At 63.7% G+C, this 20,794-nt stretch carries 25 protein-coding genes and 1 pseudogene; 13 read left to right on the top strand and 13 right to left on the bottom strand.

Annotated elements, in window-relative coordinates:
* Nucleotides 1–232: pseudogene (locus tag VG566_RS19655) on the bottom strand (cation transporter); the annotation flags it as partial.
* A 240-nt stretch (nt 233–472) separates the two neighbouring features.
* Here VG566_RS19655 and VG566_RS19650 point away from each other — a divergent pair.
* Together VG566_RS19650 and VG566_RS19645 are read left to right on the top strand one after the other, a co-directional pair.
* Entirely contained in the window at nt 473–889 is a 417-nt protein-coding gene (locus VG566_RS19650) for a hypothetical protein (RefSeq protein ID WP_014645757.1), read from the top strand.
* Nucleotides 890–954: 65 nt separating this feature from the next.
* A complete protein-coding gene (locus VG566_RS19645) occupies nt 955–1,875 on the top strand; it encodes an MnmC family methyltransferase (protein WP_306813912.1) in 921 nt (306 codons plus the stop codon).
* A gap of 3 nt (nt 1,876–1,878) precedes the next feature.
* Here the strand turns inward: VG566_RS19645 and VG566_RS19640 are convergent, their stop codons facing one another.
* On the bottom strand, nt 1,879–2,847 hold the full coding sequence (locus VG566_RS19640) for a polysaccharide deacetylase family protein (RefSeq protein WP_241884854.1): 969 nt from the start codon (nt 2,845–2,847) through the stop codon (nt 1,879–1,881).
* A gap of 64 nt (nt 2,848–2,911) precedes the next feature.
* Nucleotides 2,912–3,556 (bottom strand): hypothetical protein, encoded by a 645-nt coding sequence (locus VG566_RS19635; protein ID WP_241884855.1) that lies wholly within the window; start codon nt 3,554–3,556, stop codon nt 2,912–2,914.
* Nucleotides 3,557–3,694: 138 nt separating this feature from the next.
* Here VG566_RS19635 and VG566_RS19630 point away from each other — a divergent pair, with 138 nt between their 5' ends.
* Nucleotides 3,695–4,375, top strand: a complete 681-nt coding sequence (locus VG566_RS19630) for a hypothetical protein (RefSeq protein ID WP_241884856.1) — start codon at nt 3,695–3,697, stop codon at nt 4,373–4,375.
* Between the two features lie 110 nt (nt 4,376–4,485).
* Here the strand turns inward: VG566_RS19630 and VG566_RS19625 are convergent, their stop codons facing one another.
* Entirely contained in the window at nt 4,486–4,659 is a 174-nt protein-coding gene (locus VG566_RS19625; protein WP_005415066.1) for a hypothetical protein, read from the bottom strand.
* Nucleotides 4,660–4,668: 9 nt separating this feature from the next.
* Entirely contained in the window at nt 4,669–5,481 is an 813-nt protein-coding gene (locus tag VG566_RS19620; RefSeq protein WP_164166813.1) for an alpha/beta fold hydrolase, read from the bottom strand.
* 221 nt (nt 5,482–5,702) lie between these two features.
* Between VG566_RS19620 and VG566_RS19615 the strand changes: the two genes are divergently transcribed.
* Both VG566_RS19615 and VG566_RS19610 read left to right on the top strand, forming a co-directional pair.
* Nucleotides 5,703–6,182, top strand: coding sequence for a nuclear transport factor 2 family protein (locus VG566_RS19615; RefSeq protein ID WP_014645749.1), 480 nt, complete (start codon nt 5,703–5,705; stop codon nt 6,180–6,182).
* Between the two features lie 75 nt (nt 6,183–6,257).
* Entirely contained in the window at nt 6,258–6,674 is a 417-nt protein-coding gene (locus VG566_RS19610; protein WP_241884857.1) for an XVIPCD domain-containing protein, read from the top strand.
* Between the two features lie 41 nt (nt 6,675–6,715).
* On the opposite strand, the gene VG566_RS19605 is transcribed toward VG566_RS19610, so the two are convergent.
* From VG566_RS19605 to VG566_RS19580, 6 genes are all read right to left on the bottom strand, one after another.
* Complete coding sequence (locus tag VG566_RS19605) at nt 6,716–7,291, bottom strand: hypothetical protein (RefSeq protein ID WP_164166816.1); 576 nt, start codon at nt 7,289–7,291, stop codon at nt 6,716–6,718.
* Nucleotides 7,292–7,368: 77 nt separating this feature from the next.
* Nucleotides 7,369–7,941 (bottom strand): hypothetical protein, encoded by a 573-nt coding sequence (locus VG566_RS19600; protein ID WP_241884858.1) that lies wholly within the window; start codon nt 7,939–7,941, stop codon nt 7,369–7,371.
* Nucleotides 7,942–8,085: 144 nt separating this feature from the next.
* Nucleotides 8,086–9,231: a YncE family protein gene (locus VG566_RS19595; RefSeq protein ID WP_241884859.1), complete on the bottom strand. Its 1,146-nt coding sequence runs from the start codon at nt 9,229–9,231 to the stop codon at nt 8,086–8,088.
* 184 nt (nt 9,232–9,415) lie between these two features.
* Nucleotides 9,416–10,249, bottom strand: a complete 834-nt coding sequence (locus tag VG566_RS19590; RefSeq protein ID WP_241884860.1) for an XVIPCD domain-containing protein — start codon at nt 10,247–10,249, stop codon at nt 9,416–9,418.
* A 180-nt stretch (nt 10,250–10,429) separates the two neighbouring features.
* A complete protein-coding gene (locus VG566_RS19585) occupies nt 10,430–11,065 on the bottom strand; it encodes a hypothetical protein (RefSeq protein WP_241884861.1) in 636 nt (211 codons plus the stop codon).
* The gene (locus VG566_RS19580) at nt 11,062–11,988 is read right to left on the bottom strand and encodes an XVIPCD domain-containing protein (protein WP_241884862.1); all 927 of its coding nucleotides are present in this window, start codon (nt 11,986–11,988) and stop codon (nt 11,062–11,064) included. Before VG566_RS19580 ends, VG566_RS19585 begins: the two co-directional genes overlap by 4 nt.
* 203 nt (nt 11,989–12,191) lie before the next feature.
* Here VG566_RS19580 and VG566_RS19575 point away from each other — a divergent pair, with 203 nt between their 5' ends.
* Complete coding sequence (locus VG566_RS19575) at nt 12,192–12,911, top strand: hypothetical protein (RefSeq protein WP_241884863.1); 720 nt, start codon at nt 12,192–12,194, stop codon at nt 12,909–12,911.
* Nucleotides 12,908–14,338, top strand: a complete 1,431-nt coding sequence (locus VG566_RS19570; RefSeq protein ID WP_241884864.1) for an XVIPCD domain-containing protein — start codon at nt 12,908–12,910, stop codon at nt 14,336–14,338. Before VG566_RS19575 ends, VG566_RS19570 begins: the two co-directional genes overlap by 4 nt.
* A gap of 14 nt (nt 14,339–14,352) precedes the next feature.
* Here VG566_RS19570 and VG566_RS19565 read toward each other — a convergent pair whose 3' ends face one another.
* A complete protein-coding gene (locus VG566_RS19565) occupies nt 14,353–15,015 on the bottom strand; it encodes a DUF6988 family protein (RefSeq protein WP_229653735.1) in 663 nt (220 codons plus the stop codon).
* A 121-nt stretch (nt 15,016–15,136) separates the two neighbouring features.
* On the opposite strand from VG566_RS19565, the gene VG566_RS19560 reads away from it, so the two are divergent.
* From VG566_RS19560 to VG566_RS19550, 3 genes are all read left to right on the top strand, one after another.
* Entirely contained in the window at nt 15,137–15,358 is a 222-nt protein-coding gene (locus tag VG566_RS19560) for a hypothetical protein (protein ID WP_053494871.1), read from the top strand.
* Nucleotides 15,359–15,845: 487 nt separating this feature from the next.
* Complete coding sequence (locus tag VG566_RS19555; protein ID WP_075076846.1) at nt 15,846–16,214, top strand: hypothetical protein; 369 nt, start codon at nt 15,846–15,848, stop codon at nt 16,212–16,214.
* Between the two features lie 100 nt (nt 16,215–16,314).
* Entirely contained in the window at nt 16,315–16,668 is a 354-nt protein-coding gene (locus VG566_RS19550; protein ID WP_197561515.1) for a hypothetical protein, read from the top strand.
* A 155-nt stretch (nt 16,669–16,823) separates the two neighbouring features.
* On the opposite strand, the gene VG566_RS19545 is transcribed toward VG566_RS19550, so the two are convergent.
* Nucleotides 16,824–17,327, bottom strand: coding sequence for a hypothetical protein (locus VG566_RS19545; protein ID WP_197561516.1), 504 nt, complete (start codon nt 17,325–17,327; stop codon nt 16,824–16,826).
* A 403-nt stretch (nt 17,328–17,730) separates the two neighbouring features.
* Here VG566_RS19545 and dcm point away from each other — a divergent pair, with 403 nt between their 5' ends.
* From dcm to VG566_RS19530, 3 genes are read left to right on the top strand one after another with little or no spacing between them, the layout of a single operon-like run.
* Nucleotides 17,731–18,981 (top strand): DNA (cytosine-5-)-methyltransferase, encoded by a 1,251-nt coding sequence (dcm, locus tag VG566_RS19540; protein WP_197561517.1) that lies wholly within the window; start codon nt 17,731–17,733, stop codon nt 18,979–18,981.
* A gap of 2 nt (nt 18,982–18,983) precedes the next feature.
* Nucleotides 18,984–19,415: a very short patch repair endonuclease gene (locus tag VG566_RS19535; RefSeq protein ID WP_057494545.1), complete on the top strand. Its 432-nt coding sequence runs from the start codon at nt 18,984–18,986 to the stop codon at nt 19,413–19,415.
* 18 nt (nt 19,416–19,433) lie between these two features.
* A complete protein-coding gene (locus VG566_RS19530) occupies nt 19,434–20,771 on the top strand; it encodes a type II restriction endonuclease (protein WP_241884866.1) in 1,338 nt (445 codons plus the stop codon).
* Nucleotides 20,772–20,794 lie beyond the last annotated feature (23 nt).

Here is a 20,794-nt window from a genome sequence, read left to right as displayed (position 1 = left end):
GCCAGACGTGCAGGTCGGCCAGGCGTGCCGGCCACGGACCCTGTTCGATCACCTCGCGTACTTCGGCCACCACCGGCGCGTCCATCTGCGCGTCGAGCAGGATGCGGCCGCTGTCGCGCAGCAGGTACATCAGCAGCGGCAGCGCGCTCAGCACCGCACCGCTGATGCCGATCCACGGCCAGCGCTCACCACGCACGCGCGCGGCCACTGCCAGGCCGCCGCCCACCAAGGCCGCGCCCAGCACGCCCACGCCCAGCCCAGCGGCCATGCCATTGCCGCCTGCCGCCACCGCTGCCTGCGCCGCCACGGTGCCCGCGCCCCACCCCACAGCAATCCCCAGCCAACTGGCCACGCCGCACCACGGTGCCTTTCCCTGCGCCATCCGAAAACCCCTGTGTCCTTGCCGAATTTCTGTACGGGCCACGCCCGCGTGCTGCCTACACTAGCCGCACCTGCCCTGTAGGGACATCCCATGCGCACGCTCCGCCTGCTGCTGCCCGGTGCCCTCCTGCTGCTCACCGCCTGCGGCGACGATGCGCGGCTTCCCTTCTCCGCCGACCCATTACAAGGCTGCTTCGCCACCGGCGCGCGCAAGCCCGCCGACTTCCGCATCGACAAGGAAGGCGGCCAGTACTTCGTTTCCTTCAGCCGTGGCGAGCAGTGGCAGCGCGAACCGAACGCCCTGCACAAGGCCACGTCCAGCGAGATCAGCCGCTACTTCCGCGACGACGCCGACCAGATCGACAGTGCCCTGATCCGCATGTCCGGCGGCTTCGGCATCTTCCACTTCAACAAGGGCGCGACGCTGAAGGGCAAGGCCAGCGACAGCGACTACATGGCGCTGATGCTGATCGGGGCTGGGCCGGTGTATGCGGTGAAGTGCGATTGAACTGTAGAGCCGAGCCCACGCTCGGCTACGTTTGCAGTAGATCCACGCCATGCGTGGATGCAGGCATGGTGGAGCCTAGGGCGGGCTCGGCTCTACAACAGCTGCGGTACCATGCCCTCCCCCGAACCGCCCCGGTACCCGCCGTGCCCCATTACACCGGCCCCCTGCTGACCCGCGACAGCGCCGATACCCTGCGCCGTGCCCATGAAAAGGGCGCCGCCGACTGGCAGGGCTCGCTCGACCTCGGGCGCAGCCAGGACAGCGTGGCGCTCGATGCGGACGGCTTCCACTTCCGGGGCCAGCCCTATCCCTGGCCGGGCAAGCTGAAGGACCGCACGCTGTACTACTGGGATGGCGAGGACTTCGCGCCGATCTCGCGCTACAGCGGCTCGCTGATCAAGCTGGTGCCGACCGAATGGGGCGCACCGACCTTCGAGATCGACGGCATCAAGATGCTGCCGACCTCGAAGCTGTCGCCATTCGAGGATGCACGCCGCAAGGTGGAGCTGGTCGCCCCGGCCGGCAAGGTCATCCTCGATACCTGCGGTGGCCTCGGCTACTTCGCCGCCTGTGCGCTGGAAGCCGGTGTCGGCCAGATCCGCTCGTTCGAGAAGAACACCGATGTGATGTGGCTGCGCACGCTCAACCCGTGGTCGCCGGATCCGGACTCGGCTGCCGCCGGTGGCCGCCTGCAGTTCAGCCACGGTGACGTCTCGCAGCAGATCGAACAGGTGGCCAGCAACAGTGTCGACGCAATCCTGCACGACCCCCCGCGCTTCGGCATCGCCGGCGAGCTGTACTCACAGGTGTTCTACGACCACCTCGCCCGCGTGATCCGCAAGGGCGGCCGCCTGTTCCACTACACCGGTGCGCCGAACAAGCTGACCAGCGGCCGCGACGTGCCGCGCGAAGTGGCCAAGCGCCTGGAAAAGGCCGGTTTCAAGGCCGAACTGGCGCTGGACGGCGTGCTGGCCGTCAAGCGCTGAGCCTTACTCCGAATCGACCTTGGCCAGCTTCATCACCCACGCCGGCACCTCGGGCTCGCCGGCGTAGAAGTCCTTCGGCTTGTTCTCCGCCATCGCCCAGCGGTGCAGCCAGCTCGGGCCATAGCGGCCGTTGTAGCCCTCGGCACCCCGCGCATAGGCCGGGTCACGCATCGCCTCGTCCAGCGAAATGAAGCGATAGCCGCGGCGCTTCGTGGCCGCCACCAGTTCGGCGAAGGTGGCCGCGTTGAGCTCATTGGCGTGCATCAGCCACACCTGCGGCAGCGCGTACCCCAGCAGCGCCTGCGATTGTTTCTCGTAATAGTCCAGCTTGTTCAGCATGTACGGCACGTAGCCCTTGCGCAGCTGCGCCAGCGTCGCCGCGCGCGCGGGCGAGTCCGCCTGCTCGTTCATCACGTTGGCATAGGCGAACGCCCACACCCACTCACCGTTGTCCACCGTCACCGGTGCCACGCGGTAGCCATGCTGCTTGAAGAACACATCCATCTGCACGCGCTCATCCGCGGTGCGCCCGGCACGCAGGTAAGGGTGGCGCATCCACTGCGGCGCCTGCCCCTTCTCGGCCAGCAGCGGCCGCAGCACCGTCTCGCCGCGCAGGAAGTCCTGCTGGAACGCCGCCAGGCCCTTCGCATTCAGATCCATGTGCGAGTAGGTGTGGTTGCCCAGCACATAGCCCGCATCACGCCAGTCGCGCAGCATCTGCACCCGCGCCGGCTGCACCTGTCCCTCCACCTCAAGCTTGTTCTCGTTGACGAAGCCGACCACCGGCACGCCTGCCTGGTGCAGCTGGGCCATCAACCCCTCATGCCGCGCCTGCAGATCCGGCGGCACGATCTGGTCCAGCCGTGCCCACGGCAGATCATCGATGGTCACCGCGATACGGCGGTCCACCTCGGCGGCATGCACCGCCAGCGACAACAGCAACAACGGCAACACACGCAGCAACAAGCGCATCGGGTCTTCCCTGGAGTGGCGAGGCGTCGACTGTAGCGCGATTGCCGCGCGCCGCCGAGCGTGCTCAGCCCGCCCGGGCCCGCGCGATCGCACGCCACAGGGCAACGCCGCCGGCCATCGCGGCCAACAACAGCACCGTCAACACCAGTCCCAGATCATCCGGATTACGCAGCAGTGGCGCGTTCACGCGCGTCAGGATGTGGAACACCACGCGCTGCGCCTGCTCCAGCGGTACATCGCCCTCCGACACCAGCTCCACCAGGCACGCCGTGGGTGACAGCCGCGCCACATTACTCCATGCATCCTCGTACAGGTGCAGCACCCATCCGGCCAAAGCCAGTGCGCCACCGTGCAGCACCATAAGCGCCACGTTCGCCGTGCGCAGCCGATCGCGCAGCCACAGCGCACGGCTTGCGCATACCGCCATGGCCCCCAGCAAGGCCAGCACCAGGCCTACCCATGGAATCCAGCCCAGGGGTTGCCAGTCATCCAGTGCGCCCGCACGCGCCATCACCTGTTCGGCAACCTGCAATCGCGCCTGCGCGTCCGGGCCCCCACAGGCCACCGTCACCGGCTCCAGCAACAGCTCCACGCGGTAATGGAAGAAGCCGGCAGCCAGCACCACAGACAGCAGCGCGACCCACTGGAGCATCAACAGGATCGGCCCCTGCCCACAGATGCGGCGGATTCGGGAAGTGGCGGCGCTCATCGGTTCATCCATGACAGCAAAGAGCCATCCTAACCAAGCGCTTCGCACGTGTCGGCTGGCGGATGCGACACGCACCACGCAGCGCCGTTACGATGACGAGGTTGATTGAATCCGTGTGTGCCAAGCAGGATGTTCCCGATGGTGATGCTGTATCTGGTGGTACGAACGCTGCTGCCACTGCTGGCGTTCGTGCTCGCATGGTGGCTGCTCTCGCGCCTGATCAATGCGCGCGTCGCCCGGATGCCACGCGTCCCGTTGAACCTGCCGGAGCACAGCAGCAGCCCCCGCAGGAAGGATCGACGCATCTACGCGCGCAAGCTGCGGCGCAAGCCGGGCCTGCGTACGGCAACCCGCGCCGCCACCGCACCCCGCAGCTGGCACATCGCTGCGGCCATCCTCTCGCTGATGGCGCTGATCGCCACCGTGCTGGTCATCCCCGATGGCGCACGCTTCCAGGTGATGGTGGACAATCTCACCGGTTATGCGGGAACCGTCGTCGAGGCGCAGGTTCCCGTGGCCGCACAGCCCGTCGTGCTGCGGGCATGGCAACCCGCGCTCGCACAGCTGGGGCGGCCCACGGCGATGCGCTACCCGATCGGTCGCACCGGCGGTGAGCATGAAGCCCATGCGGTCGTGCCCGTGCAGGTCCGGCAGCAGGGCGACCGCCTGCAGGTGGCCATCGCGCTGCCGTTGGACACCGAAATGCTGCGTGCGGAACTGGCACGGCTGGCCGGGTTGCCAATCGAGGCCATTGACGTACAGCAACGCGAGGTTGCGCCATGGAGGGAGTCGGGCTGGCAGCCACTGCCCGGCCCTTAGCGCCGAGCCCATGCTCCGCTGCCCTTTGCCCCTTCTCCGGCTGGCACGCGCCCCGCGCGCCAGCCGAGCATCGGCTCGGCGCTACACCAGGCCCACAGCCAGCCTTTGAATCACGACCCACGTGGCAGCTTCGCCGCCCACATGTTGTCGACCAGGTTGGGATAGCGTCGCCCGTTCTCCTCGGCACGTTGCCGTGCCGCCGCCTTCTGCGCATCCGACAGCGGTTGCGACGTCTGGCCCTTGGGGTTGGGCTTCTTCCATGGGGGGGTCCTGGTCTGGCGCATGGCCTCAGCTTAGCGCTTCAGGAAGTTCAGCAGGGCCAGATTGAAGCGGTCGGCGTGGCTGGTGTTGCAGCCATGTGGCGCGCCTTCCAGGATCACCACTTCGCTGCCTTTGATGGCCTTGTGGGTACGCTGGCCGGAGCCCTCGAACGGCACGATGGCATCGCTGTCACCGTGCAGGATCAAGGTCGGCACCGTGATCTTTTTCAGGTCATCCCGAAAATCAGTAGTGGCAAACGCGTGCATGCAGCCCAGTGCCGCCGTCTGGTCGGATTGATGGCACAGCGCGATCGCCGCCTGGCGCGTTTCTTCGGTCACCATCAACTGGCCATTGGCGCTGAAGAAGTCGCGGGTGAAGCCGTCGAAGAACGCCTCGCGGTCCTTCTCCAATCCGCTGCGCATTTCATCGGCCTTGTCCTGGGTCAGCGGCCCCTCCGGGTTGTCGTCACTGCGCAGCAGGAACGGCGGCACCGCCGCAGCGAACACCACACTGTGCAGGCGATCCTGGCCGTGGTTGGCCACGTAGCGCGCCACCTCGCCACCGCCCATCGAGAAACCGACCAGGGTGACATCGCGCAGGTCACGTTCCTCGATCAACCCCGCCAGATCCGCCGCGAGGGTGTCGTAGTCATAGCCCTCGGCCGGTTTGTCGGAGCGGCCGAAACCGCGCCGGTCGTAGCTGATCACGCGGTGCTGGGCATCGCGCAGGATCGCCACCTGGGTCTTCCAGGCATCGGCAGACAGCGGCCAGCCGTGGATCAGGATCACCGGGCGGCCGTCGCCACCGGTATCTTCAACATGCAGGCGGATTCGGGAAGCAGGCATGGACGCTCCTGTGGAAGGGGAGGAGTGCAGGCTAGCGGCCGCGTCCTGTGGCAGCCGTGAGGGAATCACGCCCGCCCGTGACATCGCCTGCACATGCCGCAACGCGAAGCCGCACCGGCAATCGCGGCCTTCGCACCCCGCCTTCCCGGTTTCGTCGCAGCGCCGTACCGCCGCGGTCAGCGGCATGCCAGCCTGCGCAGACCATCCCCGGGAGTCTTGCCATGCTGCTGCTCACCCTGCCCTTGCTGGCCGCCGGCCTCGCCGCCGCACCGTCGCCCGTCGATGACCTGCGCGAACAGATCCGCCAGGCCGACAGCCAGTTGTTCGCCGTCGCCTTCGAGGCCTGCGACGCCGACAAGGCCGCCGCGATGACCACCGAAGACATGGAGTTCTTCCATGACAAGGACGGCAAGTCGGCCAGCAACCGCGAGGATTTCCGCCGCAGCGTGGCCAACCTGTGCGACAACGCGCGCAAGGACGGCTGGCGCCTGCGGCGCGAGCTGGTGGACTCCTCGCTGCAGGTATTCCCGCTGCACGACGAGCGGGCGCTGGAAATCGGCGACCACCGCTTCCACGAGCGCGGCAAGGACGGCGTGGAGCACTGGGTCGGCCAGGCCCGTTTCATCCAGGTCTGGCGCCGCGTGGACGGGCACTGGCTGGCCGAACGGGTGATCAGCTATGACCACCGGCCGGCGGACTGACCTTTCCGGCGCCCTTCACCGGCCGGATCTATACTGGCGGGGTTGACCCCGACCCACCGCTACCGTTCGATCGCCATGGCAGAGATCACCCCCAACCACCCCGACTACGGCCTCAACCAGCAGGTCCGCCAGGGCGTGGCCGCACTGGACGCCCAGCATGGACGTCCGTTCGACCAGACCAGCGAACGCCTGACCGCCAGCCTGACCGTACTCGCCCGCGAGCAGGGCCTGCAGCAGGTCGACCACGTGCTGGTCAGCAACGCCACGGCCCAGCACCCGGCCGGGCACAACGTCTTCGTGGTGCAGGGCGACCCGGCCAATCCGGCGCACCTGCGCGCGATGATGCCGACCGCTGTGGCGATACAGACGCCGGTGGAGCAGTCGATGCAGAAATTGGGGTTGGCCCCGCAGCAGCCGGCCGTGGGGTTAGTGCCCGAACAGCAGACCCGTGAGCAGGAGCAGCAGCAGAACCCGGCACACCGTCTGGGCTGAGCCGCCTCCAGCGTTGTTGGCGGAGCGGCGCAAGTCTCTGATCATTTTCCCGACAGAGGGTCCGCGTGGACCCGCAGCTGTGCCGGGTAATGCTGGAGCAAGAGGGTGGGCTGCACCGTGCGCACATCCAGGCGGTAGCGGGCATCGGTTTCCATCGGCAGGGTGACGATGTTCAACCTGTATCGGCTGGCGTCCATCGATACCTGATGCGCGTAGCGCCAGTCTGCCGACTCATGCCATTCGGGTAGCGGCTGACCCAGACTGCGCGCCCTTGCCTGATGGACATCAGACGTTGCAACGTCCTGCCAGGCACCTGCGACCCAGCGCTGCAGGGACAGCTGGAAGGGAACATGAACATTGTCCATGTCAGGCCCACTGTCAGGCCCGGGGCCATGTCGCTGCACCTCAAGATCCAGCACGTAGGGTCGACCCGGATAGAAACTGCGGGGATTCGTCTCGAACTCGAACCGCACCGTCTGGCCTGGCTCGGCAAGGTTGATCGGCTTGACCAGATCCAGCGGCTCCGGTGCATCCGGTATGCGGCTGCTGCAGGCGCCGAGTGCACCCGCCAGCGTGAAAATCAGGCCGACGCGCAGCCAGCGCTGGATACCCAGCATGATGAAGACCCTTTGGCGTCCTGCCATGAAGTACCTATCTTGGCGAGCGACCAGTGGCGCCGCAACCAGGCGATTGATTACTTTCCGGCGGGACGGGCGGCATGGATCCGCAAACGGGCCGAGTAATCCTGCAGTGCCTCGGTCCTCTGCACCGTGCGCACGTTCACGCGGTAGCGGGAGTCAATTTCCACTGGCAGAGCAACCAGGCTCAGCGTGTACTGGCCATCACTGCCCATGTGCGGCGACGTATACCGCCATTCGCTGGATGCATGCCATTCCGGAAGCTGCTCACCGGCATTGAGCACCCCGGCTTGATAGCTGTCGTAGGTGGGAACATCCTTCCAGGCATCAGCACCCCATTGCTGCAGGGTCACCTCGAACGGGATCCCCATTGTGTCCACGTCAGGCTCGTCGGGCTTTCGCGTCTCTTGGCGCTGCAACTCCAGCTCCAGCGCATACGTGCGACCCGGGTGGAAGTTGCGGGCATTCGTCTCGAACTCGAACCGCACCGCCTGGTCGGACTCGGCCACGTTGATCGGCTTGACCAGATCCAGCGGCTCCGGTGCATCCGGTATGCGGCTGCAGGCGCCGAGTGCACCCACCAGCGTGAAGACCAGGCCGACGCGCAGCCAGCGGCGGATACCCAGCATGATTCAGATCCTTTGGCTCCCTGCCATGGGCTTCAACCCTAGCGGGTTGGCGCTGGGCACTGCAACCAGGCAAAGAACAAGGCAGGGTCTGCACCCTGCCCTCTTCACGCGGCACGCTGCCGGGCGGGACCCGGCGTCAGCGCCTTACAGCTGGATGCGCGCCACGCTCTCGTCAGCGCCCTTGTCATCCTTCTCGCCGTTCTTGATGCTCACGAACAGCACGTTGTTCTTCGCATCCAGCGCCAGGCTGTTCGGGTGTGTCGGTACCTTGTAGGTGGCCACCTTCTGGTAGCTGTCACTGTTGTACGCGGTCACCGTACCGGCTTCGCGGTTGGTCACGTACAGGCGCTTGCGCGGTGCATCCAGCAGGATACCCAGCGGGCCGGCATCGGTCGGGATGCTGGCCAGTTCCTTGCCGGTGCTGCGGTCGAGCACCAGCACGCGCTGGCCCGGATGCCTGCTGACCAGGCCGCTGCTCTTGACCTGGTAGCCACGCAGGAATTCCGAGCCCTGATCGGTCACGAACAGGCGCTTGCCGGCCGGGTCCAGCGCGATGTTCATCGGCTGCTCGGCAGCGATCTTGTGCTGTGCCACCACCTTGTTCGAATCGGTGCCCACCACCACCAGGTCGGCCAGCAGGTTGCTGGTGTAGACGCGCTTGTTGGCGGCATCCAGCGCCAGGCCCGGTGCCTTGGCATTGCCCAGGCCATCGATGGTGTTGATCACCTTCAGCGTGTTCGTATTGATCACGAACAGCACGCTGCTCACGTCCGGCTGGCTGCTGTGGCCGGTCACGTACAGGCGGTTGGCCGCGCTGTCGACCACCAGCTCGCGCAGGTCGTGGGTGTAGGCAGCCTTGCCATCTTTGCCGGTCTTCTTCTCCATCAGCTGGATGGTGCCGACGGCCTTGTTCTGCGCGGTGTCGACCACCGTCACCGACAGGTCCACGGTGTTGCCTACGTACAGGCGGTTGTGAGCGTCATCCAGCACCACACCGAACGCCTTGCGCTCCAGCGGGATACGGGTTTCCACGGCCAGCGTGGCCGGGTTCAGGCGCAGCACCTGGGCCGGGCCGGCGTCATCGCCGAAGCCGCCGGAGGAGGCCACGAACACGGCGTTCTGTTTCGGGCTATAGGCCAGCTCGTACAGGCCCTTGGCCACGGCCTGGCGCTGCACGGCGGTGGTGGCGCTGGCGGCGGGCGCGTTATCGGCGAATGCCGAAGGCACGCCGAGGCTGAGCGATACAGCAAGGGCCAGGGCGGCCGAGCGGAAGAGAGGATTACGGAACATGCGAGCGTCCTTGAATGGGCACGGGAAGGTGTCCTGGCTCGCTGGGCCGTACTGCGACGGCCCGACCTGCATCTGTCTGCGCGGGTGGGCTGGCTGGGGTTGCGGGGGAATGGTAGCAGGTGGGGGGGCGTGGCGTGCGCCGGCGCGGGCATGGCAGACGTTCGACCTTGGCGCTACCCGCCGGCTATGCCATCCGTGGGCCGTGGCTCTGTTCCAGTTGCTGCTGTTCCTGCAGGCGCTGCACATCGCGCTGCGGCAGGTTCTGCTGCAACTGCGCGACCCGTTCGAACGAGGCCTCCACCGGTGCCTGCGCTGCCAGCTCCGCCGGCATGCTGGCGCGCTGGTGCGCCGGGTCACTGCGGTCCCCCTGCACGATGAACAGCTTCGGCGCGGTATCACCGCGCTGCTCGCCCAGCACCACTTCGTCCACGCGCGAAAACTGCTGCTCCTTCGACAGCGCGAGCAGGCTGGCACTGACATTGCCGTTGCGTGCACCGAAAGCGCCGAGATCGGCCACCTGCTGGTGGATCTGGTTGAGGCGGGCATGATCCCCGTGCGCCGGGTCTGCGGGCGTGCCGCTTGCCGCGAGGGTGCTGTTGCCGCGCCACTGCTCGCCGTTCTCGGTGAACATCCACTCGCGGAAGGTCTGCTTCGGCATCGGGTTCCACTGCACCCCGTCCAGCTCGCTGCCCTTCACCTGCTGCGGAATGGCGTTGACGGCGCGGATGTTGTCCAGGACCTTGGTGGCGCCCTCGTAATTGGTGATCTCCCCGGCCAGCCCAACCGGACGCAGGCCAGCGTGGTTCAGGGCACCCCAAGCGAAATCGGTGCAGGCGTTGGAGAAGAAGTCGTAGTTCATGTCGAAGCCGTGCTTCTTCGGGTCTGCCGAGAACTCGAGGATGCGGTCGTACTGCGCCTTGCTGATCTCGATCGTGCGCTCGAAGCGGGGCTTGTCGTAGACCCGCAGATCCGTGTCATCGACTTTGCCCAGCGAAGGATTCGCACGGTCGCTCCCCATTGTGAATCCCCTGCTCACGGGTACCGGGTCATTTGATCGCGTCAGCGAAAGAAACATGTGCCCAGCAAATGACGGATCCAACAACCTCTTCTGGCCCGCGTCGCCCACATCGACTCTCGGCGTGCCGGGTGCGGCAAGATGAATCGTGACCGTATAGCGCTCTGCTTCCTTGCTCATGTCTTACTTCCCTAGCGATTGATATCCAACAATAAGTTCGGCTTGGAGCCCTTCCAGCTGCGGACGGTCCTCCATCAGGTCGACTGTCAACCGATACCGGCCCGGCTCCAGCCAACCGACATCCGCGACCTGAAGTACCTGATACAGCATCTCACGCGAGTGCAGACCGGCTTCGATCAGTGCGCTCTCATCCAAGCTTGTATCGGACAGATATCGCACAACCTCATCTTCTGAAATTCTCTGTGAGTCGCGCCCGTCAGGAGTGCTCTGCCATAGCTGTACAGGACCAGGTGCGCCGCCATCAATCCGCTCCAGGCGCAATCGCGTGGGTGGCCTTCCCCGCCTGATCTTCTCCCACGCGTCCAGCAACGAGCGCCCGTCGGTATCCTGCAGCCGCAACCCGATGTTCAGGATCGGAATGGCCCGCTTCTGGGCTGCCGGCAAATCAAACGTGACCTCGGCAATCCGACCGGCCTTCTGCAACTGCACGGCCCGCGTGAAGGGCACAACCGTGCGGGCCTCGGCCTGTGCGCGCGTCAGCAAGGGCGGCGCAACCTCAGGCGCTGGTGACGCACGGCATGCCGCCAGCGCGCCCAGCACCGCCAGTACCATCAGCCCCCGCCGCAGTGGTCGCGTCATTGCTCCTTCAACCGCAGCGAATCGGCTACATCGGTCTTGGCCGCCACCTCGGTGGCGATGCTGGCGCGGCGGTGCCCCGGGTCGTTGCGGTCACCCTGCACAATGAAAATGCTCTCGGCCGCATGGCTGTTCTGGGTCGGCTGGCTGAGCAGCACGTGGTCCACGCGCGAGAGGTTGTTCTGCTTGGCCAGCACCAGCAGGCTGGCGCTGATGCGCTGGCTGGCCGCATCGAACGGGCGGCCGTGCGCGGCGTCAAGTTCGGCCACTTTCTGGATCAGCTGCGAGAACAGGCGATGGTCCGGATGCGAAGGGTCCAGCAGCGTGCCGGCCACTTCAATCGGCGTCGGCGGCGGCTCATCGCTGGCGCGGTCGCCCTGGCGATGATGCTCGGCCTCGCGCTCGGGCATCGCATGATGGGTCTCGGCATTCAGATCACTGCCCGGGAACGGCGCGGCAATGCACTGGATTTCCGGCAGGTTGAACAGCACCGCGAACTCGCCCAGGTTGCTGCCCCCATCCAGCGGCGCCGGCAGCGGATGCAGGCCGGCGTAGTGCAGCGCGGCCCAGACGAAATCGCTGCAACGGTTGATGGTGGCCGGGCGATCCACATCGAACTCGAACTCGGCCGGTTCCTCGGCGAAGTCACGCAGGCAGCCGTAATGCTCCTCGGAGATTTCCAGGGTGCGGCTGTAGTACGGGTCCAGATGCTCATCGGCATCGTCGTGGCGCACCTGCGCGTACTGCACGCCGGTGGGGGTTTCGCCCGGCGCCTGGCGCGGCGGCGCGAAACCGTAGCTGTGGGCCTCGTCGCCCGCGGCCACCTGCAGGTACATATGGCCGCGCGGCGAGACGCCTCCACTTTTCAGCGGGGTGCCGGGTGCGGCCAGATAAAGGGTTGCGGTGTAGCGAGTTGCCTGCTCCATGCCTGTTCAGCCTTGATGGGTGCTGCGGTCCTGGGCGGATGATGGCATAGGTGGGATGGGGGGCAGGTGGAGGAATAGAGGACGCCGATCGCGACTTGCTGAATATGTGAGCCAGCCAGCAAACATGGGGGGCAATACCCCGCGGGTAGAGTCACTTGGGGTCAGTCCCGTATAGTGACCTCTCCGCTGCAAGGGACTTGCTGATGGGCACCGCAATCCAAGGGGCGCTGGCCTTGCTTCCCACCATCTCGGCTTGGCGGCCCCTACTGATTCCGCGCCATGTGATGTCGCAGCTAGCTCGCATTGGGGCAATTTCCGGACTGTCGGCCATGCTCACGCTGCCATCTGCATGTGCGCGATCGACGGATACGTCTGCCCTCAATGAACGTGCCGCTGCCGCAGATACACAGCCTGCCCGCATCTCCATGGCCGAGTTGCAGAAACGGATTCTTGTCTACGCGGATTCGCTCAGGTCAAGGGCGGACATCAGTCCGGACAAGTTCGGCACGGCGATCGGTGTCTCGCTCGTGCCAGACGAAAAGGTCAGCATCAGGCACATCGCCAAGGACCTGGCAACGACGAACGGCTACAACTATGGGGCGTCTTATCTGTCGGTTGAGTCGGCACGTGAGTTCCCCAACCAAGAGGTGATCTTCTATCAGCTGGGCAAGCAGCCAGTGACGGATGCTCCGAATGGCGTGTGCTACTGGGAAGCCGAAAGTGCCGGACGAGCCCTCGAAGCCCTCGGATACAGGACCGGAGGAGAAGTGCCATTTCAGAGAGGGGGCATCAGGCAGTACCGGCGCCCCATCACCGGTGGTAAGCAGTATATGGATACCAGCCTGTTGACCTATCGTTCCGATGAAGGTGATACAGCGAGAACCTGCGTCTACGCGGTCCAGTTTGGAGGAGGAGACAAATGAAGGGAATCGAATCCAGCGTCGAGCCACTATTGGCCGATCTGCGCGCAGACAAACAGCTTCCCAGTGGTGCCGAGGATGCGATCCGACGCAGCATTGCAGGCTCCCCCTACCTCAATCACCTTCTGGCAAACGCAGCCGACAGCGGTCAGATCGGCCGGATTGCCGTCTCCTACGGACATCACAATGGCGGCCACTTTCAGGAGGGAGCGGATGGAAACCCACCAACGATCTTCATCAGCGCCTCCAATTTCCAGAGCGTAACCGGCGCCCGGCTTGAAGAACGACTTACCGAAGTGCTGGGCCACGAGACCATGCACGGCATCCTGGCTAAGGAACGCGCCGCAGCACTCAGGGACTTCAAGCAGACCTACAGCGAGGAACTGAGCGCTTCACACGATTCCCGGTCAGGCTCGGTGAACCTGACCGAGCCGGTGCGCACGCTTCTGGACAAGGGACGACAGGACGAGGCACTGGCGGAGGTCTCGGGCCTGCGGGCACTGGATAGCCGATTCAGAGCGTTGAATCCAACCTTGGATGACAACGGACTGGAGGCAATGCTTGCGTCCCGCTCGCTCTCCCGTTGCATTCGAGCGGAGGGTGCAACCAGGAGCTTGGCGGATGGTATTTCATATGATGCGCTTGCCAAGCGCCCCAACAATGAGAGCGTCCAGCTCACCAAGGCCGTCGAGCAGTGCTTCTATGACGGCACTGGCACGCTGGGCCGGCACGGCGATTCCGACTACCGCAACTACTACGGCACCTATCCGCTATCAGTGATCGGGACGAGCCATGCCTTCCTGGCTGAAGGTCGCCAGCCCCCGGCCATCCGCATCGACCTGCATGAGCTTGGACTCGACCCGAAGCAGCTTGAGCGCAATGGCCTCGACTTTGGCAGCGCAAAGATCCTGCCTGTTGGCGACTTCGGAAAGGGCGGGTTGGGCTGGGTGGAGCTGAAGAACACCGGCAACGCACACACCATTTCGCCACCGACGCAGAGCGTTGAAGATATGCAGTCCTCGCCCACCCACTCGCTCAGTCCTGCAGATCAGGCGCTGCTGGACCAGATTCGGAGCAAGGTGGAAGCACTGGACAAGGCCAACGGCCGAACCTTCGATGACACCAGCGAGCGTTTGTCTACCAGTCTGCTGACCGCAGCCAAGGATGCCGGAATCACCCGCGCGGACCATGTTGTGCTGAGCAGACAGACAGATGCCTCCCCCGCCGCACATAACATCTTTGTGGTGCAGGGTGCGATGTCCGACCCTGCCTCCCTTCGCACTCACATGGCGACTGCAGAGGCCGCCCAACGGCCAGTGCAGGAGAGCCTGAACCAAGTGGAAGCAATCGGCCACCGGCAGGCGCGTGAGCAGGCAGACATGCAGCGCACGCAGGAGCAACAGCAGCGGGTTTGGGCGCCGTCGATGTAGGCTATCTGCTTCAGCTAGCTCGACTGTTCCACCGGCGGCCTCGCCTCGATGGCCCGGCGCTTTTCTTCATCAAAGAGAAGACACTCGGCAAAGGTTTCATCCAGCCGCAGCACGTTCTTCTGCAAATCCGGGACGCCGGTAAGAATAGCGAGGTGCTGCCCCGCCATCATCGAAAGGTTGTTGCTCATTCGGATGACGTTGACCGCCAATGGCGCAGGGAAGCCATCGCGGCTCCGGCTCATTGCGTGTACACCTGCGTGTACGAATGAGTTCAACGGAGACCATGCATGCACCTTCAGCTCAACAAGGTGCGGGAGCATATTGCCAAGCTCCGATACTTCCGCAAATGCCTCCAGCATCTTCGACAGCATCGGCAGCCCCTTCTCGCTCGTTCCCGCTTCCGGCGGTAGGGACAGCAGCTCGACCTGCTCGTCGCCTGCGCAGTGCAGGATCCAGACGGACCGCGTGAAGGCCTCGTACTGGCAGCGCATCAATGCCATTGCAGAGGGCGCCATACCGGCCTGCAGCAGCGTGCGAAGGGCGTCTGCGTGTTCAAGGCTCAGCAATGCTGCGTCCATTGACGCCAACAATCTGGGCGAGTCATCCGCCAGCGGATAATCCACCGTGGAGAGGATCGCCTGGCGAAGCAGCGCGGATCGGTTGAGCAGGTCTTCCATGACGATGACTCCTGGTATCGGCGGGTGGAGCATATCCAGCGGAGGGGGCTGTCCGCCAGAGCCCATGCGGAACTCACGCTGTGAGACAGCTCCAGACCATCCTCCCCTCCCCCACCGGAGGATGCCCGTGACCAGAATCGACCCCCCATGGTTGGAAGCCTTCGACGAGGAGCTCCTCCACCTGTTCGCCATAGACCATCGCGACGCGGGCATGGATGAGTACCTGCTGGGCTGCTACGCAGACCTTCCGCCACGCGACGCGACGCTGGCATTCAGCAGTGACTACGACCTGGTGCGCGATGTTGCGCTGTGGGCTCGGCCGTGCGTGGCGTCGGAAAGTTAAGCTGTGTCGCAATCGGCACACTTCGGATCGAAGCCCAGCGGGCGGACTGTCGCTTTTGAGACCCCGATCCTCTGCAAACCGTGCTTTTCAATGCGCATTCGGGCGGTAACTTAACACCGGCCGAAACCACTGCACCGCAAGGGTTCTGCCGCGCGCGCGCCATGCAACAATGCCGTAAGCGTCAGCATTTGCGGCCTCTGCGGCCTACGGTTTCTTGGCATCTCGCAACCATGCGAGTACACCTTGGCGTGCCACCGGAGAAGGGTGGCGCGGGGTTCGAAAGCCCGCTCAGTAACCTTGTGTTTTGCGCTTGTCAGCCGGCGTCACCTTTTGTGTGGCGCCGGCTGGCAATCCGTTCGCGTTCCATGGCGGGCGGTGCGTGGGGGTCTTCGGACCCACCGGCTTGGTTACTGTCCGGCTTTCGAACCACGCACCGTCCGCCGCCTCTATCGGTGGCGTTGCTATCTGTCCTGTACGGAGCATTGCCATGAACACATCGGACTTCCGTTCCCTGCACGCGCAGTACGATCCGGACAACGCCGAACCCGAGCGCGAACCGTCCGTCGATCCCAACGCCTTCGTAGCCACGCTGCGCCGCATCGGATCTGGTGCAGCTGCGGATGGCCAGCCTTGGCCGGAACGGCATCAACTGCCTGGGCGGTGTCTTCAGTTGGCGGATGCAGATTGCGCACTAGCCGGGCTGCGTGTGGTGGCGGAGCTGATGTTGGCTGCGGAGCGGACTAGGCAGAACGGCGCGCCCGAGGAGTACTTGGGAGACCGGGTGATGGAAGGGTTGAAGATGGCGTGTGTGGCGTTGACTGCGCAGGTTGCTGAGCGGCTGCACGTGCGGGAGTAGCCCAGTTGGACCTGGCCGTATGTCGCGCGGCTGCTGGCCATCCGCGTGCCATCGGCTGACCATTCGCCTTCCAGTCCATCCCCTGTTTGCAGAGCGTCGAATGAAGCTTCTGATCTATGGCGCTGTCCTGCTGGCTGCGCTGTCTGCGGCGATCGCGAGCCGGCATGTATCCAAGGCCGACCTGGAACTGCAGACGTTTCGGAAGGTGTCCGACGCTGAATTCGCTGTCATGCGCGAGGAAGCCGTTCGACTTGTGCGCGAGGGCGTGGTGCAGGACGCGCGGTACGCGGGAGAGAGATACTTCGAGGTCAGTTGCGACGGCAAGCCCGTAATGCTGGTGGACAACTCGTTGGAGCAGCTTGTGATTGTGTTGTATGCGGGCAGGGAGATTGATGCTCCCTGCGTTGTGCCGCTCCTCTCGCATTGGTGCATGGGGCTTGTGCCGGAACCGTAGTGCGTATCGATTGTTGCAGAGGCAAGACCGCCACCGGCATACGGGATGACCTAGCGGCGTGTGCCACCAAGCTGATACCACCTTGGTGGATATCTGCATTCACGGGACCGGCTCACTTCGACAGCTTCGCAGGCGAGACGCGAAGGCTGTGCCTGTCAGATGACCTGCGTAAACAGTGAGTCTTGGTCCTCTATACCGCGCGCTTCGGCCGAGAGTGCACTTCCGGCAGGGGCGAGGTGAGCGACTACCCTGCCGTCGCTGCTGATACCCAGGAACAGCACCCTTTCGTCGTACCCCTTCCGGTCCGGCTTTGCCACAGGCTGCAGGTGCTCCCGTGGCGCCAGGCGACAGCCTGACAGGACCCCTGAAAGTCTCACTTCTGGATACTGCGGATAGAAGATCAGCTTCGCTTCGGGAGCCCGCTCCTCTCTCGTCGTGTCCACCCAACGTAGGTTGAGATCCGATTTCTGAATGTCTCCATCGGTACCCTTCTCGCATCTCCATTGCGTAGGAAGATGATAGACAGCTTCGAGAGAGTCTCCGACGTAGATCTGCTGTTTCCTGTTGTCGTTCTCCTCAAGCGGCTTGAACACGATTGTCCTCGCACCCAGTGCCTTGAAGCGCTTGACCAATTCGCCCAACGATGAAAAAACAGCCATGTCCATCCTTCTTCAGTTCAAAGTGAATTGAAAAGCAACATCCAAGTTGCCGTATTGGTGGTTACGACCTCAACAGCGGGACCTTTAGCACTGTGTTGTACGGTGACAACTCCAGCACTCACGTCCTCTACTGCCCACAGGACCGACCTCCCGGCGGTCGGTGCGCCACTGATGGCTGCTCCAAGACGAATCCTCACGCAGCGATGTCGCACCGTTTGAGATCGGCAACAGCTATGGTTCGCCCCATCTCGACGAGCCGGAGATCGCTCGCACCCGCGCGGCGGCTTGGTGACCGGATCCATCAGAACGGGCCACTGAGTTGTCAAGAGCCAGCCCGCTGGACGGAACGCTTTCCCCACGGGAAGAAATTGGACATACTGTCCCCCGAATTCCCGGAGCACCCATGAACGCGTACGAACTGATCGACCTCTCCCTCCAGCGCTTCAGCCCCAAGGAGGTCGCCCTGGCACTGGGAGTTGATCCGAAAACGGTCCGCCGCTGGCAGCTGCGTGAGACCGAACCCAAGCCTTACATCGCAGATGCCATTCGCCAGCGTCTGCTGCCCTTCGGCGAACCGCCCTCGGGCGAGGGCCAGTTCCGATTCATTGATCTGTTTGCGGGCATCGGCGGCATCCGTACCGCCTTCGAGAAGCAGGGCGGCCGCTGTGTGTTCACCAGCGAGTGGGACCCGTACGCAGTCAAGACCTACAAGGCCAACTTCCACGACGGTCCCGATCACGTCTTTGCCTCGGACATCACCAAGGTCCATGAGAACGACGTGCCGGATCACGACGTGCTGCTGGCCGGGTTCCCCTGCCAGCCATTCTCCATCGCGGGCGTGTCCAAGAAGAACTCCCTCGGCCGTCCCCACGGGTTCTCCGACAAGACCCAGGGCACGCTGTTCTTCGACGTGGCGCGCATCATTGACGCCAAGCGTCCTCGCGCTTTCCTTCTGGAGAACGTGAAGAATCTGATGAGCCACGACAAGGGCCGCACGTTCTCGACCATCATGGACGTGCTGAAGAACGAGCTGGGCTACCACGTGCAAGCCAAGGTCATCAACGGCAAGCACTTCGGCCCTCAGCATCGCGAGCGAATCATCATCGTAGGCTTCCGCGAAGAGACCGCATTCACTTTCGACGACCTCGAACTGCCTGACTTTGGTATTTCGCCCCGCATGGCCTCCGTTCTGCACAAGCAGGATGGCAGTGAGGGGGAGGATCAGCCCTACATCGGTGGTGCAAAGGGCAAGGTACTGGACAAGTACACGCTGTCGGACAAGCTCTGGGAGTACCTGCAGAACTATGCGACCAAGCACCGGGACAAGGGCAACGGTTTCGGCTTCGGCCTGGTGACCCCTGAAAGCACCTGCCGTACGCTCTCCGCGCGCTACTACAAGGATGGTTCGGAGATCCTCATTTCCCAAGGCCCGAAAAAGAATCCGCGCCGACTGACGCCGCGCGAATGCGCCCGTCTGATGGGCTTTGATGACAACTTCCGCATTCCAGTTTCCGATACCCGTGCCTACAAGCAGTTCGGAAACTCAGTGGTTGTGCCGGTGATCGCTGAAGTCGCCCGCATCATGCTTCCTCACCTGCTCCAGAAGGCTGATTCGGAGCCGGCAAAGCCGGTTAAGAAGAAGGCCAAGGCCTGACCTTGGTCGACAGCCTTACCCCGGAGCAGCGGTCCGCGCAGATGTCGCGGATCCGTGGTTCGAACACCAAGCTGGAGGTCCTTGTCCGCAAGGGCCTTCATGCGCGGGGACTGAGGTATCGGCTTGGTGGCGCGAAGCTGCCTGGCAGGCCGGACATCGTGCTGCCGAAGTATCGGACGGTGGTGTTCGTCCACGGGTGCTTCTGGCATGGGCATGACTGCCCACTCTATAGGTTACCTAAGACGCGACCGGAGTTCTGGGCAGATAAGATTGGCAAGAACAGAACGCGAGACCAGCGCGTTACCTCTGAGCTTGAAGCCATGGGCTGGCGGGTACTGACCGTATGGGAGTGCTCCCTGCGCGGCAAGACCGCCACTGAGCAGGCTTCATTTCTGGATCACTTGGCCGAGACCCTACGTCAAACAGCACACTGAGGAAGGACTAACGTGGAGATGGATTTTCTGGAGCAGAGTTCAGACCAGTGGTCGCTGATGGAGTCCTTTGTCAATCGCAGCGGCAAGCTGTTTCTGAAAAAGCTCTCCCGCAATGATGCATCGTGGGCAAATGAGGGTGGCGGCCATCAGTACGGCTTCTATGTGCCCCGCGCCGTACGCGAGTCAGACTTCTTTCCCGAGCTTCATGCCCGGGAAGACATCCCGCATATCCTGGAAGCTGACTGCCCATCATTCTGGCCACAGACCGGCGAGGTCAAGAACGACTCTGGTATCAAGTACTACAGCAACAAGGGCTCTGAGTGCCACTTCACGAGGATTCCCGCAGAACTGTTTGCTGGCCTCAACCCCGCATCATGGCTGCTGGGCGGGACACTTGAGGAGCCTGAAGGGGATGCGTATCACTGGTTCATGGTGATCGACTCAGCATCTACGGAAGCGGAAATGCTTGAGAGTCGCCTCGACATCCAGGCGAACTTCCACTTCGATCTTTTCGATCCATCGAAGTTCAAACGCGCCTCGGCCATCGAGTCGGACGAAGCTGCGGAACTGATCAGCGAGATCGATGCCGCGATCAAGACTGGCACCGTCGAGACGCTCGTTGCGAAGTACTCGAAACTTCCTGATCCGCTTGTGCTCGCGAATGAGGCGCGGTTGGATTTCCTTAGATCTGTGAGGTCGAAGACGTTCAACCCATGGGATATCAAAAAGCCTGGCGACGCTCTCATGCGCGTAAGCAGGGACATCGAGTTTTCAATCTACCGCCGACATGAGCTCCGCATGAGGGCAGTAGAGGTCGCCAGAGTTCTAGCCCAGCATGACCGGTCTGCGACTGCGGCTGTACGCGGTTTCGCGTCCTTGAACTCGATATTTCTCTCTGCAAGCCAACAGCGGAAGAGCCGTGCTGGAAAGTCATTTGAGACCCATCTGGCCGCCATGTTGCAGGCGGGGGGAGTGAGGTTCGAGGCGCAGGCAATTCTTGGCCAGCGACGCCCGGACTTCGTCCTTCCTGATCAGGCGACGGTCGCCTTGGACATGCAGCGGCGATATGAAGACGCAGCCATTCTTTCGGCCAAGACGACTCTACGCGAGCGCTGGAAGCAGATCACCCACGAACGCTTCAACTGCGCAATCTTCCTGGCTACGGTGGATGACCGGGTTTCGAAGGAAGCGCTTGCGGACCTACAGAAGGCAGAGATCACGCTGGTCGTGCCGGAGTCGTTGAAGATGAAGACCAATGAGTCCCTCTACTATCACGACACGAACGTGATTTCCTTCAGGGAGTTCTTTGATGAAGAACTGGCTCGCAAGCGGCCGACGTTGCTTGTTGCAGGATGACCCCGCGCACGAGAGCGTGCGCG

This window comes from Stenotrophomonas sp. CASM114 (assembly GCF_049384325.1).
Lineage (GTDB): Bacteria > Pseudomonadota > Gammaproteobacteria > Xanthomonadales > Xanthomonadaceae > Stenotrophomonas > Stenotrophomonas muris.
The sequence above is the reverse complement of the archived record's forward strand: the minus strand, read 5'-3'. Positions and strand labels throughout refer to the sequence as shown.

Excerpts from the sequence above, each read along its gene's own strand:
- VG566_RS19610 (WP_241884857.1), top strand. The coding sequence starts at position 6,258 with ATGGCAGAGATCACCCCCAACCACCCCGACTACGGCCTCAACCAGCAG.
- VG566_RS19645 (WP_306813912.1), top strand. The coding sequence starts at position 955 with ATGGTGGAGCCTAGGGCGGGCTCGGCTCTACAACAGCTGCGGTACCAT.
- VG566_RS19585 (WP_241884861.1), bottom strand. The coding sequence starts at position 11,065 with ATGACGCGACCACTGCGGCGGGGGCTGATGGTACTGGCGGTGCTGGGC.
- VG566_RS19630 (WP_241884856.1), top strand. The coding sequence starts at position 3,695 with ATGGTGATGCTGTATCTGGTGGTACGAACGCTGCTGCCACTGCTGGCG.
- VG566_RS19595 (WP_241884859.1), bottom strand. The coding sequence starts at position 9,231 with ATGTTCCGTAATCCTCTCTTCCGCTCGGCCGCCCTGGCCCTTGCTGTA.
- VG566_RS19620 (WP_164166813.1), bottom strand. The coding sequence starts at position 5,481 with ATGCCTGCTTCCCGAATCCGCCTGCATGTTGAAGATACCGGTGGCGAC.
- VG566_RS19635 (WP_241884855.1), bottom strand. The coding sequence starts at position 3,556 with ATGAGCGCCGCCACTTCCCGAATCCGCCGCATCTGTGGGCAGGGGCCG.
- VG566_RS19565 (WP_229653735.1), bottom strand. The coding sequence starts at position 15,015 with ATGGAAGACCTGCTCAACCGATCCGCGCTGCTTCGCCAGGCGATCCTC.
- VG566_RS19640 (WP_241884854.1), bottom strand. The coding sequence starts at position 2,847 with ATGCGCTTGTTGCTGCGTGTGTTGCCGTTGTTGCTGTTGTCGCTGGCG.
- VG566_RS19550 (WP_197561515.1), top strand. The coding sequence starts at position 16,315 with ATGAAGCTTCTGATCTATGGCGCTGTCCTGCTGGCTGCGCTGTCTGCG.
- VG566_RS19560 (WP_053494871.1), top strand. The coding sequence starts at position 15,137 with ATGCCCGTGACCAGAATCGACCCCCCATGGTTGGAAGCCTTCGACGAG.
- VG566_RS19600 (WP_241884858.1), bottom strand. The coding sequence starts at position 7,941 with ATGCTGGGTATCCGCCGCTGGCTGCGCGTCGGCCTGGTCTTCACGCTG.
- VG566_RS19590 (WP_241884860.1), bottom strand. The coding sequence starts at position 10,249 with ATGGGGAGCGACCGTGCGAATCCTTCGCTGGGCAAAGTCGATGACACG.
- dcm (WP_197561517.1), top strand. The coding sequence starts at position 17,731 with ATGAACGCGTACGAACTGATCGACCTCTCCCTCCAGCGCTTCAGCCCC.
- VG566_RS19625 (WP_005415066.1), bottom strand. The coding sequence starts at position 4,659 with ATGCGCCAGACCAGGACCCCCCCATGGAAGAAGCCCAACCCCAAGGGC.
- VG566_RS19615 (WP_014645749.1), top strand. The coding sequence starts at position 5,703 with ATGCTGCTGCTCACCCTGCCCTTGCTGGCCGCCGGCCTCGCCGCCGCA.
- VG566_RS19545 (WP_197561516.1), bottom strand. The coding sequence starts at position 17,327 with ATGGCTGTTTTTTCATCGTTGGGCGAATTGGTCAAGCGCTTCAAGGCA.
- VG566_RS19650 (WP_014645757.1), top strand. The coding sequence starts at position 473 with ATGCGCACGCTCCGCCTGCTGCTGCCCGGTGCCCTCCTGCTGCTCACC.
- VG566_RS19530 (WP_241884866.1), top strand. The coding sequence starts at position 19,434 with ATGGATTTTCTGGAGCAGAGTTCAGACCAGTGGTCGCTGATGGAGTCC.
- VG566_RS19580 (WP_241884862.1), bottom strand. The coding sequence starts at position 11,988 with ATGGAGCAGGCAACTCGCTACACCGCAACCCTTTATCTGGCCGCACCC.
- VG566_RS19575 (WP_241884863.1), top strand. The coding sequence starts at position 12,192 with ATGGGCACCGCAATCCAAGGGGCGCTGGCCTTGCTTCCCACCATCTCG.
- VG566_RS19570 (WP_241884864.1), top strand. The coding sequence starts at position 12,908 with ATGAAGGGAATCGAATCCAGCGTCGAGCCACTATTGGCCGATCTGCGC.
- VG566_RS19555 (WP_075076846.1), top strand. The coding sequence starts at position 15,846 with ATGAACACATCGGACTTCCGTTCCCTGCACGCGCAGTACGATCCGGAC.
- VG566_RS19605 (WP_164166816.1), bottom strand. The coding sequence starts at position 7,291 with ATGCTGGGTATCCAGCGCTGGCTGCGCGTCGGCCTGATTTTCACGCTG.